We start from the raw sequence: 16,064 nt of genomic DNA on the forward strand, positions 1-16,064 counted from the left end.
CCCCGCCTACCGTTAAAATAACCTTTACTCCAGCTTTTTCAAGCGCGGCTGCGTTATCTAAACTGGCATGTAAAGAGTCAAAGCTTGAAGGTAAGCTATCCATAGCACTCATAATTACTGGTACTTGCGCTTTAGCAATCTGCTCTTTAACAACAACGGCATCTTGTGCACCATTGAGCACTAAATTAATACCAAATTGCTCTTTAACTTTAAGTAGCTCAATAATATCAGCCGCACGAGATACACCCACTACAAGTGGCATATCGCCGCTAAGTACTTTAACCATTACTTTATCTTCAGTACTTGGGGTGCTGTCGTCGTCTTTTTTAGGCTTTTTAGCTGCTTTTGTTTGGTGCTCTTCAAGCTTATTAATTAGCGTTTGCAATGTAAATGCGCGCGAGCCCTTACTGCGCTCACCTAAATAAACCACTAATGCAGCTTGTTTTTGTATGTCGCCTTGTAAATCACCGCTTAAATCAACAACGCTTGCTAAGCCCGAAAAAATACTATCGCCACCGTGCGGGGTAATTACATCGCGGGTTACACCACCTTTACGTGCATACGGGATAAGGCTTGAGTGAGCGTTATAAGCAAGGCTTACATCAAAATCAATACCTGCTTTTTCTTCGCCTGCATCGCGTGAGCCTGCAACTGCACTTACTTCCACTAAGCCAAGTTGATTAATGCTAGCAATAAAACCTGGGGTCACAATCTTCCCATTTGCATCAATAACTTTATCTGCTTGTACTTGCTGTGGATTAATAGCGGTAATTTTACCGTTATCCATAACAATGCTGGCGTTTTCTAAAACGCCTTGCTCGGTTGCCGTATGCAGCGTAGCATTAATAATTGCAAGCGATTGTGCATTGGCTGCACCTGAGGCTAATAGTCCGGCAGCAACCAGAGATAGCGAAAACGAACGTGATAAATTTTTCATTCTGGGCTCCTTATTGTTGACCTAACATAAAATCACTTTGTGCTTGAAATGCGCTATCGTTTCTATCGTAAACTTTTGCGCCATCAATAAATACTTGTTCAGCTTTTGCGTAAACGCTAAATGGGTTTTGGTTCCAAATAACCACATCGCCTTGCTTACCTGCTTCAAGCGAACCAGTTTTATCTTCAATACCTAATGATTTAGCCGCGTTTGAGGTGATCCACTTAATCGCGTGCTGCTCCGAAATATCAAACCCATTTTCGTTTGCACGGTACATTACTTTACCCGCTTCTTGGTTTAAGCGCTGAATAGTGGTGTCTGAGTCAGAATGCACAATGGCGCACGAGTTTTTTACCGCATCAACAATAGCTACGTTTTCTTGAACCATGTCGTAGGCTTCCATTTTAAAGCCCCACCAATCTGGCCAAAGTGCAGCACACGAGCCATTTTCAGCTAATAAATCTGCAATTTTATAAGCTTCTACACCGTGATGGAACGTACCTGCGTGATAGCCAAATTCTTTTGAAAGGTCGATCATCATCGCCATTTCTTCAGCTTTATAACAGTGATTATGAATTAACACTTCACCTTCAATGACCGCGCGAAGAGTATCGTGCTTAATGTCGCGAACTGGTGCTTCTGGGTTTAAACCTGCTTCGTAATCGGCGTCGTACTTATCCCATGCACGTTTGTACTCTTGTGCTTCTGCCCATGCCATACGGTAACCGGCCATGTTACCCATACGGGTGGAAGGCAAAGTACCTTGGCGACCATATACGCGTTTTGGGTTTTCACCACAGGCCATTTTTAAGCCATTAGGCGCATCAGGGAATTTCATTGCTTGCATGGTATGCGCAGGAATGTTTTTAAGTGTTACGCCACGGCCACCAAATAAGTTTGCTGAGCCTGGTAAAATTTGTAGTGAAGTAATACCGCCTTCGCGCGCGCGGTTAAAGCCAGGATCTTGAGGCCATACCGAATGCTCTACCCACACCTCAGCAGTATTTGGGCTGGTCATTTCGTTTCCGTCTTGATGAGACTCAACCGATGGGCTTGGATAAGCACCTAAGTGAGAGTGTACGTCAATAATACCTGGGGTAACCCATTTGCCCTGTGCATCTATGGTTGCATCTGCATTGGCCGATAAGTCTTTACCTACTTGTTGTACTTTACCATCAACAATTAACACATCGGCGTCATCTAAGCGCTCGCCAGTGCCAGTAAGTACTGTCGCATTGGTAATTAATGTGCTTTTACTTGCAAGCGGTGTGTAGGTGCTTGGGTAAGGGTTTTTATTAATGGTGATTTTTGCATCTTGTGGGCCGTTTTCTTGGCAGCCAACAAGGGCAGCAGCTAAACCAACTGCTAACAATGAGGGAGCAAATTTTTGCATGTTGTTAGGTTCTCCTGTTTTTTTGCTACTTTAGCTAAAGCGGCGTAATAAAGCTAAAAAAACAGGTAAAAAAGCGATTAAATGAGTTAAACGGCTGTAATTATTTTTTTATATAATTGTTATACAGCTTTTCAAGTGCGCCTTCGGTTGTAAGCGATGGGTCTTTGTTTATAAAGTGTTTTACGGTGCGAGTTACAAAGTCTGAGTTTTGCTTATGCTGCTTAGCAAAATCCTTAATTAATGTATTGCCATCGCTTGCTGCTGTTACTTTATCGTGGCGATGACGATACTGGCTAAGTGCCCTATTAAAGTCGCCGTTATAATCCTCTACCAATATTTTATAAAAGTCACTTTTGTGAACTTTAAGTACGTTAATACAGTAATTTAATGCCTCTTTGAAGTCGGTAAAAACGGTGCCTTCTACATCAAACTCTTTGGTTTTTTCGCGTACGGTCACGCGGGCTTCTTCGGTGGCATATGTAAAGCCTGTAAACGCTAAACGCTCAGATGCCTCTTTACCTAATTTCATACCCGCTTGAATGCTGTGCGCAAATTCGTCACTCATTTCGCTTAATTCGTTTTCTTCCCACATGTTATAAACACGCAGCGCCTTAGCGTACTTATTAGAGAGCTTTTTTTTAAGTTTTGTAAAACGCTCATCTATCGTCATTAGCCTTTCATTATGCAATAAGGCATGGCACTCATAACACGCGGCAATAGAGACAAAGTCGGCCTCTTCGCCTAAATCAATAATGCTCTGTAGCATATGTAACGGCGGGCAATGATCGCGCTCTGTGGCTTCGCATCCACAATAAAAACATTGGTTAAAATGCTTGTGCTCGCAGGCATACGCTTGCTGGTAATAGCTGGCTAACGTTTTGCTCACTGGTTCTCCTAAAAATTAAGCGCGTAAATAATGGGGCGATAATAGCAGGCTGAGAAAATATGTCAGTAGCTATAAAATAATTTTGCCTAAGTGTGTCAAAAAACACATTTATTAGGGCTTAAATTCAGTCACCTAGCTTAAGTGTGTATTTTTAAACATACCTGCTTACACCTTGTTGCGTTTGGTTAACAGCTTTTTAGTTTGAATCGCTCAATAATAAAGCTGAACCACAAACAATGAGGACTAATTATGAACACGTTAAAAGCTACTTTATGCACAACTATGGTACTAGGCGCTACTTTACTAATTGCAAAACCAGCATTAGCCACCCAATTTGTCGCGGCCGATTCATCGCCAGGTACACAGGTTTGTATGGCTGTTGCTGCTAATAAATCGTACGTAGTACGTAAAGCGTCACGGGATTTAAATATAAGCAAAGCGGTAATGAGCAAAAAGCTGCACTGTAATAACTTATCAATGGGCGACTTTGTTACTTTGTATAACCTTGATAAAAGCGCAAATTATTTGAATATTGATACCAGTACTCGCACTTCAATTAAGGATTTAGCTAAATCGTACAACCCAGAAAAAGTAATCATCACAGGGCCAAAATAGTATGGCGTTAACACAAAACTAAGCCTGCTTTGTAAGCAGGCTTAGTTTATTAAATAATGGCCGCAATTAAGCCAAATAAACCGCCAAACACACCGCCCCATACTACTAGCCAACCTAAATGCTCACGTATCATAGTTTGAATAATGTCTTTAACCATTTTAGGGGTGAGTTCATTTAAACGCTCATCAACTAATTTAAGTACCGTAGCATGTAAGCTTTGTGCGCTATTCCCTTGTGATAACGTATCGTTTACTAGCACTTTAAAATCGTCTGTTTGGCTAATTTGCGCAAGTGATAGCTGCATTTTTTCAATAAACTTTTCTCGCATTGGCTCTATAGCCGCTGTGCCACCAAACATACCTAACATACTGCCAAACTGTGATTGCTCTATTACTTGAAGTAGGTTGTCGAATGCAGGGTTTAAATCAACCTTAGTAATAATGCCCTCAAAGTCGATATTAGGTTGTGCTTTGCTAAGTAGGTTATTAATTTTTTGCTCAGAGAAAAACTCAGTCAAAATTAAATTACGAATAGCCACTTTAAAGCTTTCAAATTTTAGAGCAATAACCCCCGAGCCGTATAGTAAAGGTACTTTTTCAAATAACATATGAACAGCCAATAAGTTTGTGACAGCACCAGATAGCGCAAATAACCCCACCGATAACACAATAGCGTGGTTAAAAAAGTAGCCTATAACTACACACAAGACAGCAAGCAAATTGGTGATAAAACTTTTGTTCATTGTTACTCCATTAGCATTTTTTATATCGTTAATTTTACAACGATTAGTTTGTTAAATTAATACTTTTTTGCCATAGTTTAAGTATCTGTTTAAAAGGCGAGCAATTGATATGTGGAAAACAGTAAACGAGCACATTAGCCAAGCCATTCATTATGACTTTAAACATACTTACAAACGTCAGCTGCAAAGTACAAATACCGATAAACTCTATCAACTCACCGATGGAAAACACAATTACCTGGTTAAAATTGCCCTTAAAAGCGAACTAGATCGTCTAGAAAGCGAAGCGATAGGACTTAAGCAGCTCACCCAAAATAGTGTTTTTATGGTGCCCGACTGCATTGTAACAGGTGCTAATATTGAATTTTCGTTTATTGTACTTGAATGGTTAGTACTTGATAAACAGCCCCACACGCATTGGCACGATATGGGTAAACAACTGGCTATGCTGCACCAAAAGCACGACCAAGCAATGTTTGGCTTTGATGTAGATAATTACCTAGCCACCACCGTGCAACCAAACCAATGGCATAAAAAATGGGACTTATTTTACGCAGAAGAGCGCATAGGCTGGCAACTGCAACTATTAGCCGAAAAAGGCATTCAGCTTGTAGAGCCTGAGCTATTAATTAACTTGGTAAAAGAGCAATTGCACAGCCATATTGTGGAGCCCTCTTTAGTACATGGCGACTTTTGGCGAGGAAATATGGGCTTTATTAAAAATGTACCGACCTTATTTAATCCCGCTTGTTATTACGGAGACCGCGAGGTAGATATTGCAATGAGCGAGCTATTTGCCCCCTTACCTGATGATTTTTATAACGCCTATAACGCGCAATACCCATTAAGCGAAAACTATAAAAAGCGCAAAGCTATATACCAACTTTACCCTATTTTAAATCACGCAAATATATTTGCAGGGCACTATCTTACTCAGGCTAAGCAGCATATTGATGAACTGCTATCGCTTTAAATAATAACGCCTTATAAGGCGTAAAATAACTGTCATAATCGTTGCTTCAGCACTATATTTAAAAAGGATGTTATTTAGGCTCAATACCTTGTTGTTTAGTTCAGTTTTGAGCCATCAAGTTGTTGCTAGTATAACTGCACAACTTAATTAATGCGTATCAACAAGTTAATTCTTACCTTGGTACTATTGGAGTGATTATGAAAGATTTTTTATCACAACGTATCACGTGTCCACACTGTGGCAACCACATACACCTAGACATTGACGCAAGTATGGGGGATCAAGACTACGTAGAAGAATGCAGTGCCTGTTGTAACCCTATTCGTTTAAACATGCACATAGACCATGCTCATAAAAAATTAGAGTTACACATAGACAGCGACGATGAACAAATTTTTTAGCCTTGGTGGCGTAAGTAATTTTCTACCGTGTTAATAATGGTATAAGTTTGCTGATCAACTTCTATATTTAGTTCATCACCCACTTGAGCGTTACCTAAATTTGTAATGGCCAGCGTTTCGGGGATCAGGTGTAACCAAAACCCCTGCTCGTCAATTTCGCCCACGGTTAGGCTTGCGCCATTTATTGCTACAAAGCCTTTGTACAAAATATACTTTTGCCATTTAGTAGGTAAGCTTAACTGAATTTTACAGTTATTTTGTTGCTTAACTATTTGCCCGATTCGGGCAGTGCAGTGTATGTGCCCCGACACAATATGCCCACCTAATTCAGTACCAAAGGTTACTGAGCGCTCATAATTAACTAAGCTACCTAGTGCAAGCTTGCCTAAATTAGTTAGTAATAGTGTTTCGTCAATTACATCAAAATGTACTTGCGCCACTACATCGTGGTTACTTAATTCAACTTTAACCACCGTTAAACAACAGCCATTAATTGCAATGCTGGCGCCTAAATCTAAATGTTTAACGTACTCATCACCTACCGATACAACCAAACGTAAAACCCCTTCGGTATGCGTGGTAGATACAACAGTAGCTTGAGTTTGAACGATTCCTGTAAACATAAAATCACTTAAAATTATTACAAAGTGCTAGTTTAACGTATCAACTCGTAAAATCATTCACTACAGTGATTTTTATTTGAAACACAATCGATTACAATTGCGCCCTGTTTTATCAAATAGCTGTTTTTATGACCTTTAGTAGCTGGGAAGCCAAACGTTTAATCACCCTTGCCGTACCTGTATTTTTAGCACAAGTAACACTCGTTTTAATGTCGGTAGTCGACACCATTATGGCAGGCCAAGTAAGCCCAACAGATTTAGCTGCGCTGTCGATTGCAACCGGTATATGGAACCCGTTATTACTGGCGCTGCAAGGTATTTTGCTCGCGTTAACCGGTATTATTGCCCAATTTGCGGGCGCTAATGATAAAAAAGGTATTAGCCATTATTTTCAGCAAGCTCTGTATTTAACCGCTATTTTAAGCGCAATTGGTTTTGGTATAGCCAACCTAGCCGATATAGTCATTTTAAAACTCGATACAACCCCCGCTATCGCAAGCCTTGCGTATGACTATATCCATTTTGTGAAATGGGGAGCCTTTGGTTTTTTAATTTTTACCGTTTATCGAAATATGACCGAAGGCATGGGGATGACAAAACCCGCTTTTTATATCAGCTTGCTGGGCCTTGGCGTTAATATTCCAGCTAACTATATTTTTATAAATGGTTTATTTGGCTTACCAGCCTACGGCGGNATGGCTGTTGCACAAGTGACGTATTGCCAGTTTAGTAAAAAAATCGATGCAAAAGCCCTGCTGGCAAATTTTGAAAAGCCCAATATTAAAACCATTGGAATTATTACAAAATTAGGTATACCTATTTCGTTGGCCACCTTTTTTGAAATTACGCTATTTGCGTGTATACCATTATTTATTGCACACTTAGGTGCTGTTGCAGTGTCGGGTCATCAAATTGCGGGAAGCGTGACCGCGTTATTATTTATGATGCCACTGAGCTTATCTATCGCCATTAGTATTCGTATTGGAAATTTATTTGGTCAAAACCATTTAAGCCAATTAAAAACTGCTATATCAACCAGCTACATATTAGCCATTGCTATTGCGTTATTTTTAGCTTTTATAACCTTTATTGGCCGCGATTTAATAAGCCAACTTTACACCGACAGCCCAGCCGTTATTGCATTAGCGACCTCAATTATGATTTTGGCATGTATTTATCAAATACCTGATGCACTTCAAGTCGCTGCGAACGGCATTTTAAGAGGTTTAAAACACACGCAGCCTATATCGTATATAACGTTTATATCTTACTGGTTAATCGGTTTTGCTTTAGGCTACGTATTGGGAAGAACAGATTTAATTGTGCCCGCCATGGGGCCGCACGGTTTTTGGATAGGTATTATTTTTGGTTTAACCGTTGCTGCTGTATGGCTTATGTTCACCGTTAATAAGCGATTAAAGCAGGCGCCATTTGTATAAAAAAGCACTAACATTAATACCAAGCAAAACATGGTTAAGTTGTTTATTAGCTGTGTGTTGCGCCGTGCTTGCTGGGTGTTCAAAAGCGCCCAGCAACACTTATCACACATACATAGCACGCTTAAGTAATACCCTTGAAGCCCAAGCCCCAAGTTTAAGTAAACCTGTAGCAATTAGCCCGCTATTACCACCTAACACGCTTTTAAACTCCGCCACCATTAGCTTGATTGAACTTGCCAGCTTAAGCCATTGTAAGCTCAGCTTACTTATTAGTGAGCACAACAATCAGCTTGGTAAAACGGCCGGACATGCCGGTGTTTTAAAGTATCAAATAGAGTTTGTGCAAAATGCACAGCAGTGCTTAAGCACGCTTGAGCCCGACTCAGCAGTTTATAAAACCCTATTAAAAGCAAAAACACATAAAGAGCAAACACTAAACCACTACTTTAATTTAATGTTGTATAACGAATTTGAGCTAAAAAACACATGGCAAGCTAGCAGCTCAGAGCTTTCTGCTTCCCCTGCAGGGTTTAGCGACACGGTAGCGGCCATGCAGCAGCTTGCACTCATAAAACAACACATACTCAATAAACACTACTTAAAAATTAACTCCGCAGACATTTTTAACGCGTTAGAGCAGCTTAATAAGTACCGTTTTAACCAATTACTCATTTATTCTGCAAGGCTGCAAATAGCGTTTAATAATTCAGCCACGCGATTTATCGAATCGCAATCCATCGATGAAATATGCCCAGCAGGAAAAAATAAAAAAATAGCCACTATCGTCAGTAACGTGTTTCAAAAGTATTTCCTTAAAGAAATACAGCCTTATCAGGCTAATTTAGCAGGCTACCTTGAAACACTTTTACCTTTGTATAACCAACTGTGGTTTGACCAAGCCATAACAAATAAGCAAATAAATACTTTGATAGCGCTGGATTCACAAAACAATCTACTAAACCAGCTTAAAGGCTCAGCCAAAAAACACGTTACCTGGTGGCAAAACTTTTATAAAACGTGTGAAATCAGCCCAATATGAATAAAAAAACGGCAAATAAACGTAAAAGCAACAAACTTGCTTGATTCACCACTCACCACGCTATATATTAGCGGCCGCTGATAATTAAATTTATCGCATCTTAATTAGGTAATACGACCGTAGCTCAGTTGGTTAGAGCGCTACCTTGACATGGTAGAGGTCGGTGGTTCGAATCCACTCGGTCGTACCAAATTTATTCTTCCCTTTGAATAAATATAATTAAGATACTATTTGTACGACTGTAGCTCAGTTGGTTAGAGCGCTACCTTGACATGGTAGAGGTCGGTGGTTCGAATCCACTCAGTCGTACCAAAACTATCCTCCCCCTCCGAATAAATATAATTAAGATACTACTTGTACGACTCTAGCTCAGTTGGTTAGTGCGCTACCTACTCTCTATGCCCACGCCGAAATCACTAATTCGAATCCACTCAGTCGTACCAAAATTATTCTTCCCACTGACCACTGAATAAATATAATTAAGATACTACCTGTACGATTGTAGCCCAGTTGGTTAGCGCGCTACCTACTCTTTATGCCTACGCCGAAATCGGTGGTTCGAATCCACTCAGTCGTACCAAAATTATTCTGACTTCTTTGAATAAATTATATTTAAGAATCCCTATATGTACGAATGTAGCTCAGTTGGTTAGCGCGCTACCTACTCTCTATGCCCACGCCGAAATCGGTGGTTCGAATTCACTCAGTCGTACCAAATTTATTCTGACTTCTTTGAATAAATTATATTTAAGAATCCCTATTTGTACGACTGTAACTCAGTTGGTTAGCCCGCTACCCACCTTAAATCCTAACTAATACTGCAAACACCCGCGGTGTTTATAAATTCGTTTAAACAAAAACGCCCTCGTATTACTTATTTATTAATGCAGTTTGTTATTTAAAGCCAAATTAAGCCATTACTTAAAGGCGATAATTTTGTTTGATTTATATACTATTTGTTTACAATTTGATTATAATCGCTTAGTGGGTTTTTAAAGTGAGTTTAGGTATGGTGCGGGTTGGTATATTAACAGTATTCTTTTTCTGTGCTTTGTTTAGCCCGCTAGCATATGCTTATACACTTAATAACAACATTACCCTAGAGGATGATAACCTGTGGCGCCCTGTCACAGCATTCAATGCTCCTCCTTCTGCACAGCAAGTAATTACATCTTATAAAAACGCTAGTGAAACGAGTAACCTGCTCGGTAAAAGTGGCGCTGTAATAACAAAATTTGCGCTAAATAACCCCACCACTGGAGATTGGTATGTGCTGCCGCAAGCCAATTTTATCGACGTTGGTTTAGCCTATTGGCAAACCGAACAGGGGGATATAGTTAAGCTTGCTGATTTTTCGCAGTCTCACGTTAATCAACCGGCTATTTTAATGCATGGACAAGCATTTAAACTGCCCTTCTATGCGCCAAGCAGTGGCTATTTATGGATATATTTAGAAGCCAAACACTATCCAACGCCGGTTGATTTAAGTATTTTAAGCGAAGGTGCATTTTTGCATCATCAGTTTTATATAAACTCATTAAGCCTTATTACTATTTCTGTCATGCTCACTTTAGCAATGATGGCCTTTGTAATGTTTTTAAGGGTAAAGCAAAAAGTGGCCTTGTTTTGTGCTGGGTATGTCGGTTTGCACGGTCTTGGCTGGGCGTTTGCTTCGGGCGCTGTAAATACAATTTATGCCAGCCCCTCTTTTAATAAACATTACTTAGGTATTTATTTATTTGCCTTTGCTGTGAGTTGCGCAGCAGCATTTACCTACTACCTGTTTAACTTCGATAAAGAAAAAGCCAATAAGCTTGGGAGTGCTTTAAAATACTTTACCGTTAGCGCATTTGTATGCGGTATCTGCAGCCTATTTATGCCCTTTTATTTAGTGTTTTATATCGCGCACTTTTTAGCAGCTGTATGGGTTATGCTTAGCTTAACCACCGGGTTTGCTATGCTTAGCCTGAACGATTTTAGAGCCAAGTATTTTTTATTTGGAAATATGCTCTATAGCCTGTCATTAGTAGTATACGTTGCGTTTCATTTTGATTTAATAAATGCTACCTCATCAGAAATACTTGTACTGTTAGCCTTAGCAATAGATTGTGTGTGTATTGTGCTGTCTTTGTCTGAGTGGCTAAAGTTAAAACAGCACGAATTTAGTACCTTGTTACATGAATCTCGCTTTGATCCTCTAACCCAAGTTGGCAACCGACTACTATTAAATGATGAGCTGATTAAACTTGCACATAGTGCTTACATCATTGTGTTTATAGATTGTGATGGAATAAAAAAAATAAACGATGCGCTTGGGCACGCCAAAGGTGATGCGTTTTTAATTAATGCTGCAAAATTAATGACACAGCATCTAGCGCAAGACGGCACCGTATTTAGAACCGGGGGCGATGAATTTATTTGGTTATGTAAAGTCAAAAACAAATCACACCTTCCCCAACTAAAAACCACACTTACTCAAAAGCTCACCGCATTACATCGCACTATTCAACAGCAATGGCCCCAATCAGGTATTAGTTATGGCATAGCATCTAGCGATGAGTGCCAAAGCCATACTGAGTGTTTAACCTTAGCGGATCAGCGCATGTATAGCTTAAAATCAGCCCATAAACTTAAAGCAAGTTAAGCTACTAACTTCCTCAACCACCTTTTTCGCCACTTAACGCCTTTTATTTTACTCGAAGCCTCTGCTAGCTACGCTTATGTATACGCTAATCACTGCATGTACGTGTGTCGCCCTTTGATCGTGCGCATGAAATTTATTAAACAGTGTAATAGTACAAAACAAACAAGAACAAAGTTATAATGGCGCTAATTTGTCAGGCGAATAAAGCTATAAATAACACGATTAAATTACACCAATAGGAGTTGTACATGGAACATATTATTTCGGGCGTGGCTAAGTTTCAAAAAGAAGTTTACCCATCAAAAAAAGCAGCGTTTCAAAAACTAGCCAATGGTCAAAACCCAGAAGTGTTATTTATCACCTGTGCCGACTCGCGTATCGATCCTAACTTAGTGACTCAAACTGAACCCGGTGAATTATTTATTTGTCGTAACGCGGGCAATATTATCCCGCCNGGTATGACAGCCTCAATTGAATTTGCGGTGGCTGCACTGGGCGTATCGCACATTATCATTTGTGGGCACTCGGATTGTGGCGCAATGAAAGGCGCTATAAATACTGAAGGTTTATCAAGCTTACCGCACGTTAAAGAGTGGCTTGGCCACAGCCGCGTAGCAACTGAAGTTGTAAAAGAAAAATGCGGTTGCGCAGAGCTAAACAATAACGACCACCTAGGCTTAGTAATTGAAGAAAACGTAGTACAACAACTACAGCATATAAAAACACACCCTGCTGTGGCTGCAAAAATTGCAACCGGTCAAGTTAAGCTACACGGCTGGGTATATGATATAGAATCTGCAGAAATTAAAACCTACGATGAAGCGACGGGCAGCTTTAAACCTGTTGAAGATACCGATGTAGAAACCCTGGCGAAGCAAAGCAAGTAAAGCCGCTTTACAGTATTAATGCGCTTACTGTTATCTGAAAATAACAAAGCGCATTTTTTATTCATAGCCTAAACGCCTACCCCTCGTTATTAGTTAACGGCACAAATGAACTTTTTATTGGCTAAACACCACATTGTAGCCTCATTATGTGCACTCCCATAGTGCTAGCACCGCACCAAAACAACTCAAATATGCGTAAGTAAAACCATTTAAAAGTAATGTAGCTATTAAAAAACAAACACTTATAAAAATGGCCGTGTTTTTGCTTATATGATAACCATACCGTTCGTTATTAAAACGACACACATTTAGGTTGTTATGACCACAGGCAAAGAAGCCCGCTCGCAGTTGCATTAATTTGTAACTGTGGCGGGCTTTTTTGTTTTTAAATTAAACCGTCATTGAGGGGATACCAATGCAAACACCAACAAAAATACTCATTATTGGTAATGGGATGGTTGGGCACCATTTTGTAGAGCAAATGCGCCAAAGCGACGCTAACGCGCACATTACCGTACTGTGTGGAGAAGCAAATTTAGCTTATGACCGTGTTTACTTATCCAGCGTGTTTGATGGTAAAACAGCCGCCGATTTAGCCCTAACCACCTTTGATAATTATCAGCAGTTAAATATAAATGTGCATACTAACCAGTGGGTTAATGAAATAGATAAAACAAACAAGGTAGTTAGCACTCAAACCGGTGATAAATTTAATTACGATAAACTTATTTTAGCAACAGGCTCGTACCCGTTTGTGCCGCCAATTAAAGGGAATGACCAACCCCATTGCTTGGTTTACCGTACCCTAGAAGATTTAGAGCAAATAAAAGCAAGCGCTGCACAAAGTAAAAGTGGCGTAGTGATAGGTGGCGGCTTGTTAGGGCTTGAAGCAGCCAATGCAATTAAGCAACTTGGGCTTGATACTCATGTAGTTGAGTTTGCACCCCAACTTATGGCGGTACAACTTGATGAACAAGGTGGCACGCTGTTAAAAAACAAAATTGAAAAACTGGGCGTGAGCGTGCATACCGCTAAAGCCACCAGCGAAATAGTAAAAGGCGAAACGAGCCGTTACAGATTAAATTTTTCAGATGACACGTTTTTAGAAACCGACTTAATTTTGTTCTCGGCCGGTATTCGCCCATACGATGAGCTTGGCAAAGTGGCCGAACTTGAATTAGGGCAACGTGGCGGTATTGTAATTAATAACCAATGCCAGACATCAAACCCAGATATATATGCTATTGGCGAATGTGCCTTATGGGACAAAAAGCTATTTGGCCTAGTCGCTCCGGGTTATAACATGGCTCGCGTGGTTGCAAGCCAACTTACAGGCGGCGAACTTGAGTTTTTAGGCGCCGATATGAGCACAAAATTAAAACTACTCGGGGTAGAGGTAGGTTCAATTGGCGATGCCCACGCTAAAACCCCCGATTGCAAAGAGCTAATTTATCAAGATCCTATTCGTGATTGTTATAAAAAAATTATTTTAAATGAGGCAGGCAACAAGTTATTAGGCGCAGTGCTTGTTGGCGATACTAGCGATTACGACACACTGTTGCAGTACATGTTAAACGATATGGAATTACCCGAACACCCTGAGTGCCTCATTTTACCTGATAGCGAAGGAGCACCTGTTTTAGCGGGAAATGCCCTGCCCGATACTGCCACTATTTGTTCGTGTCACAATGTAAGCAAAGGCGACATTGTGGGTGCAATTGATGGCGGNTGTGGTGGTTGTGCCGCATTATTAAAATCGGTAGTCGACAGTGAACTTGAAAGCCGTGGGGTTGAAGTTAACAACCATGTGTGTGAACACTTTGCTTTTTCGCGCCAAGAGTTACTGCATTTAGTAAAAGTAGAAAGCATTAAAACTTTTGATGATTTGCTCGCTAAACATGGCAGCGGTCATCACGGCTGTGAAATATGCAAACCTGCAGTGGCCTCTATTTTAGCTTCAACGTGGAATGAGTTTATTTTAGAACCCGCTCATGTTGGCCTGCAAGATACCAACGACACTTACCTTGCAAATATGCAAAAAGATGGCTCTTACTCTGTCGTTCCCCGTATAGCGGGTGGCGAAATTACCCCCGACAAACTTATTGTTATTGGTCAAGTTGCTAAAGACTTTAACCTGTACTGTAAAGTCACAGGTGGGCAGCGTATCGACTTATTTGGCGCACGCCTTGAAGAGCTCCCTATTATTTGGGAAAGACTTATTGCAGCCGGTTTTGAGACCGGTCATGCTTATGGTAAATCGCTCAGAACCGTTAAATCGTGTGTTGGCAGTACGTGGTGTCGCTATGGCGTTCAAGACAGTGTTGGCCACGCGATTGCGATTGAAAACCGCTACAAAGGTTTACGCGCCCCGCATAAATTTAAAATGGCCGTATCGGGCTGTACCCGCGAATGCGCTGAGGCACAAAGCAAAGATATAGGCGTAATAGCAACCGAAAATGGCTGGAACTTATACGTATGTGGAAATGGCGGTATGCGCCCGCGCCATGCTGATTTATTTGCTACCGATTTAGATACCGAAACACTCATTAAATACATTGACCGCGTGATCATGTTTTACATTAAAACCGCCGATAAACTGCAGCGCACCTCAGTGTGGATGGAAAATTTAGAAGGCGGGTTAGATTATTTAAAAAGCGTAGTAATAGACGACAGCCTAGGTATTTGCCATGAGCTTGAAACGCAAATGGCGCTTATAACTAAAACTTACGCCTGCGAATGGAAAAAAGCAGTGGAAAGCCCAGAGGCCTCAAAACGGTTCCGCCAATTTATTAATAGCCCAGATGCCGATAGCAATATTTTATTTGTACAAGAGCGCAACCAAATTCGCCCCGCCACTGAGTCTGAAAAACGTAACCAGCAAAATTCGACAAACCGTATCCCCGTAATGGAAATTGAGCAGGAGCAAGCTGATGTATTGGCATAAAATTGGAACAACCGACGACCTAGTTGCTAATAGTGGCGTATGCGCATTAGTAAACAACCAGCAAGTGGCCATATTTTATGTTCCACAAAATAGTGAGCCTGTGTTAGCCATTAGCAACTACGACCCGATAGGCAAAGCCAATGTACTATCGCGCGGCATTATTGGCTCTATTGATGGAAAATTAGTAGTGGCCTCCCCTTTGTATAAGCAACATTTTTGTTTAAATACCGGCGAGTGCCTAGAAGCAGAGGCAATACAGCTCCCCGTATTTGAAGCCAAAATAGACAATGGCAATGTCTTTGTTAGCGCTGAGCCAAAAGCCATTACAGCGTTAGCATAAGGAGCAATAAAATGAGTGTTCTTTCGTATTTTTCGGGTATTGAAAGCCCATGGCTAAACAAGTTTGTTAATAAACTCACTCAAGATGCAAAGCACAAAGCTAAACACCAAAAAAACGACCACGTGTATTTAATAGGGGCAGGCCCGGGCGATGCTGAGCTTATAACTGTAAAAGCGCAGCGCCTGATTGCAGCAGCCGAAG

At 40.7% G+C, this 16,064-nt stretch carries 15 protein-coding genes and 3 tRNA genes; 13 read left to right on the plus strand and 5 right to left on the minus strand.

What is annotated here, in order from left to right; genetic code table 11:
* The 3 genes from L650_RS0105165 to L650_RS0105175 form a co-directional block, all read right to left on the minus strand.
* Nucleotides 1-937, minus strand: a 937-nt coding sequence (locus L650_RS0105165) for an amidohydrolase (RefSeq protein WP_029772430.1), incomplete at its 3' end; no start/stop codon positions are given.
* Nucleotides 938-947: 10 nt separating this feature from the next.
* The gene (locus L650_RS0105170; RefSeq protein ID WP_029772431.1) at nucleotides 948-2,330 is read right to left on the minus strand and encodes an amidohydrolase; all 1,383 of its coding nucleotides are present in this window, start codon (nucleotides 2,328-2,330) and stop codon (nucleotides 948-950) included.
* Between the two features lie 100 nt (nucleotides 2,331-2,430).
* Complete coding sequence (locus tag L650_RS0105175; protein ID WP_004586759.1) at nucleotides 2,431-3,216, minus strand: hypothetical protein; 786 nt, start codon at nucleotides 3,214-3,216, stop codon at nucleotides 2,431-2,433.
* A gap of 249 nt (nucleotides 3,217-3,465) precedes the next feature.
* Between L650_RS0105175 and L650_RS0105180 the strand changes: the two genes are divergently transcribed.
* Nucleotides 3,466-3,831, plus strand: a complete 366-nt coding sequence (locus tag L650_RS0105180; RefSeq protein ID WP_029772432.1) for a DUF3718 domain-containing protein — start codon at nucleotides 3,466-3,468, stop codon at nucleotides 3,829-3,831.
* 49 nt (nucleotides 3,832-3,880) lie between these two features.
* Here the strand turns inward: L650_RS0105180 and L650_RS0105185 are convergent, their stop codons facing one another.
* Nucleotides 3,881-4,573 (minus strand): hypothetical protein, encoded by a 693-nt coding sequence (locus L650_RS0105185; protein WP_029772433.1) that lies wholly within the window; start codon nucleotides 4,571-4,573, stop codon nucleotides 3,881-3,883.
* A 109-nt stretch (nucleotides 4,574-4,682) separates the two neighbouring features.
* Between L650_RS0105185 and L650_RS0105190 the strand changes: the two genes are divergently transcribed.
* Nucleotides 4,683-5,546 carry a fructosamine kinase family protein gene (locus tag L650_RS0105190; RefSeq protein WP_004586762.1) on the plus strand — a complete coding sequence of 288 codons (864 nt, stop codon included), beginning with the start codon at nucleotides 4,683-4,685 and terminating at the stop codon, nucleotides 5,544-5,546.
* 197 nt (nucleotides 5,547-5,743) lie between these two features.
* Nucleotides 5,744-5,947 (plus strand): CPXCG motif-containing cysteine-rich protein, encoded by a 204-nt coding sequence (locus L650_RS0105195; protein WP_029772434.1) that lies wholly within the window; start codon nucleotides 5,744-5,746, stop codon nucleotides 5,945-5,947.
* Here the strand turns inward: L650_RS0105195 and L650_RS0105200 are convergent.
* Nucleotides 5,944-6,570, minus strand: coding sequence for a riboflavin synthase (locus L650_RS0105200; protein ID WP_029772435.1), 627 nt, complete (start codon nucleotides 6,568-6,570; stop codon nucleotides 5,944-5,946). The genes L650_RS0105195 and L650_RS0105200 overlap by 4 nt on opposite strands.
* A gap of 128 nt (nucleotides 6,571-6,698) precedes the next feature.
* On the opposite strand from L650_RS0105200, the gene L650_RS0105205 reads away from it, so the two are divergent.
* The 10 genes from L650_RS0105205 to L650_RS0105245 all read left to right on the plus strand — a co-directional run.
* Nucleotides 6,699-8,009, plus strand: coding sequence for an MATE family efflux transporter (locus tag L650_RS0105205; RefSeq protein ID WP_029772436.1), 1,311 nt, complete (start codon nucleotides 6,699-6,701; stop codon nucleotides 8,007-8,009).
* Nucleotides 8,002-9,048, plus strand: a complete 1,047-nt coding sequence (locus tag L650_RS0105210) for a DUF3080 family protein (protein WP_029772437.1) — start codon at nucleotides 8,002-8,004, stop codon at nucleotides 9,046-9,048. Before L650_RS0105205 ends, L650_RS0105210 begins: the two co-directional genes overlap by 8 nt.
* Before the next feature lie 113 nt (nucleotides 9,049-9,161).
* Nucleotides 9,162-9,238: transfer RNA gene (locus tag L650_RS0105215), tRNA-Val, on the plus strand.
* Between the two features lie 45 nt (nucleotides 9,239-9,283).
* Nucleotides 9,284-9,360: transfer RNA gene (locus tag L650_RS0105220), tRNA-Val, on the plus strand.
* Nucleotides 9,361-9,543: 183 nt separating this feature from the next.
* A tRNA-OTHER gene (locus tag L650_RS24255) sits at nucleotides 9,544-9,628 on the plus strand.
* 417 nt (nucleotides 9,629-10,045) lie between these two features.
* Complete coding sequence (locus L650_RS0105225) at nucleotides 10,046-11,692, plus strand: diguanylate cyclase (protein WP_223230540.1); 1,647 nt, start codon at nucleotides 10,046-10,048, stop codon at nucleotides 11,690-11,692.
* Between the two features lie 248 nt (nucleotides 11,693-11,940).
* Nucleotides 11,941-12,579 (plus strand): carbonic anhydrase, encoded by a 639-nt coding sequence (locus L650_RS0105230; protein ID WP_029772439.1) that lies wholly within the window; start codon nucleotides 11,941-11,943, stop codon nucleotides 12,577-12,579.
* A gap of 415 nt (nucleotides 12,580-12,994) precedes the next feature.
* Nucleotides 12,995-15,523 carry a nitrite reductase large subunit NirB gene (nirB, locus tag L650_RS0105235; protein ID WP_029772440.1) on the plus strand — a complete coding sequence of 843 codons (2,529 nt, stop codon included), beginning with the start codon at nucleotides 12,995-12,997 and terminating at the stop codon, nucleotides 15,521-15,523.
* Nucleotides 15,510-15,863, plus strand: a complete 354-nt coding sequence (gene nirD / locus L650_RS0105240) for a nitrite reductase small subunit NirD (RefSeq protein WP_024033472.1) — start codon at nucleotides 15,510-15,512, stop codon at nucleotides 15,861-15,863. Before nirB ends, nirD begins: the two co-directional genes overlap by 14 nt.
* An 11-nt stretch (nucleotides 15,864-15,874) precedes the next feature.
* The coding region (locus tag L650_RS0105245; protein ID WP_029772441.1) for an SAM-dependent methyltransferase at nucleotides 15,875-16,064 on the plus strand (190 nt) is incomplete at its 3' end.

Origin of the sequence: Pseudoalteromonas sp. TB51 (genome assembly GCF_000498055.1) — a bacterium.
GTDB classification, from domain to species: domain Bacteria; phylum Pseudomonadota; class Gammaproteobacteria; order Enterobacterales; family Alteromonadaceae; genus Pseudoalteromonas; species Pseudoalteromonas atlantica.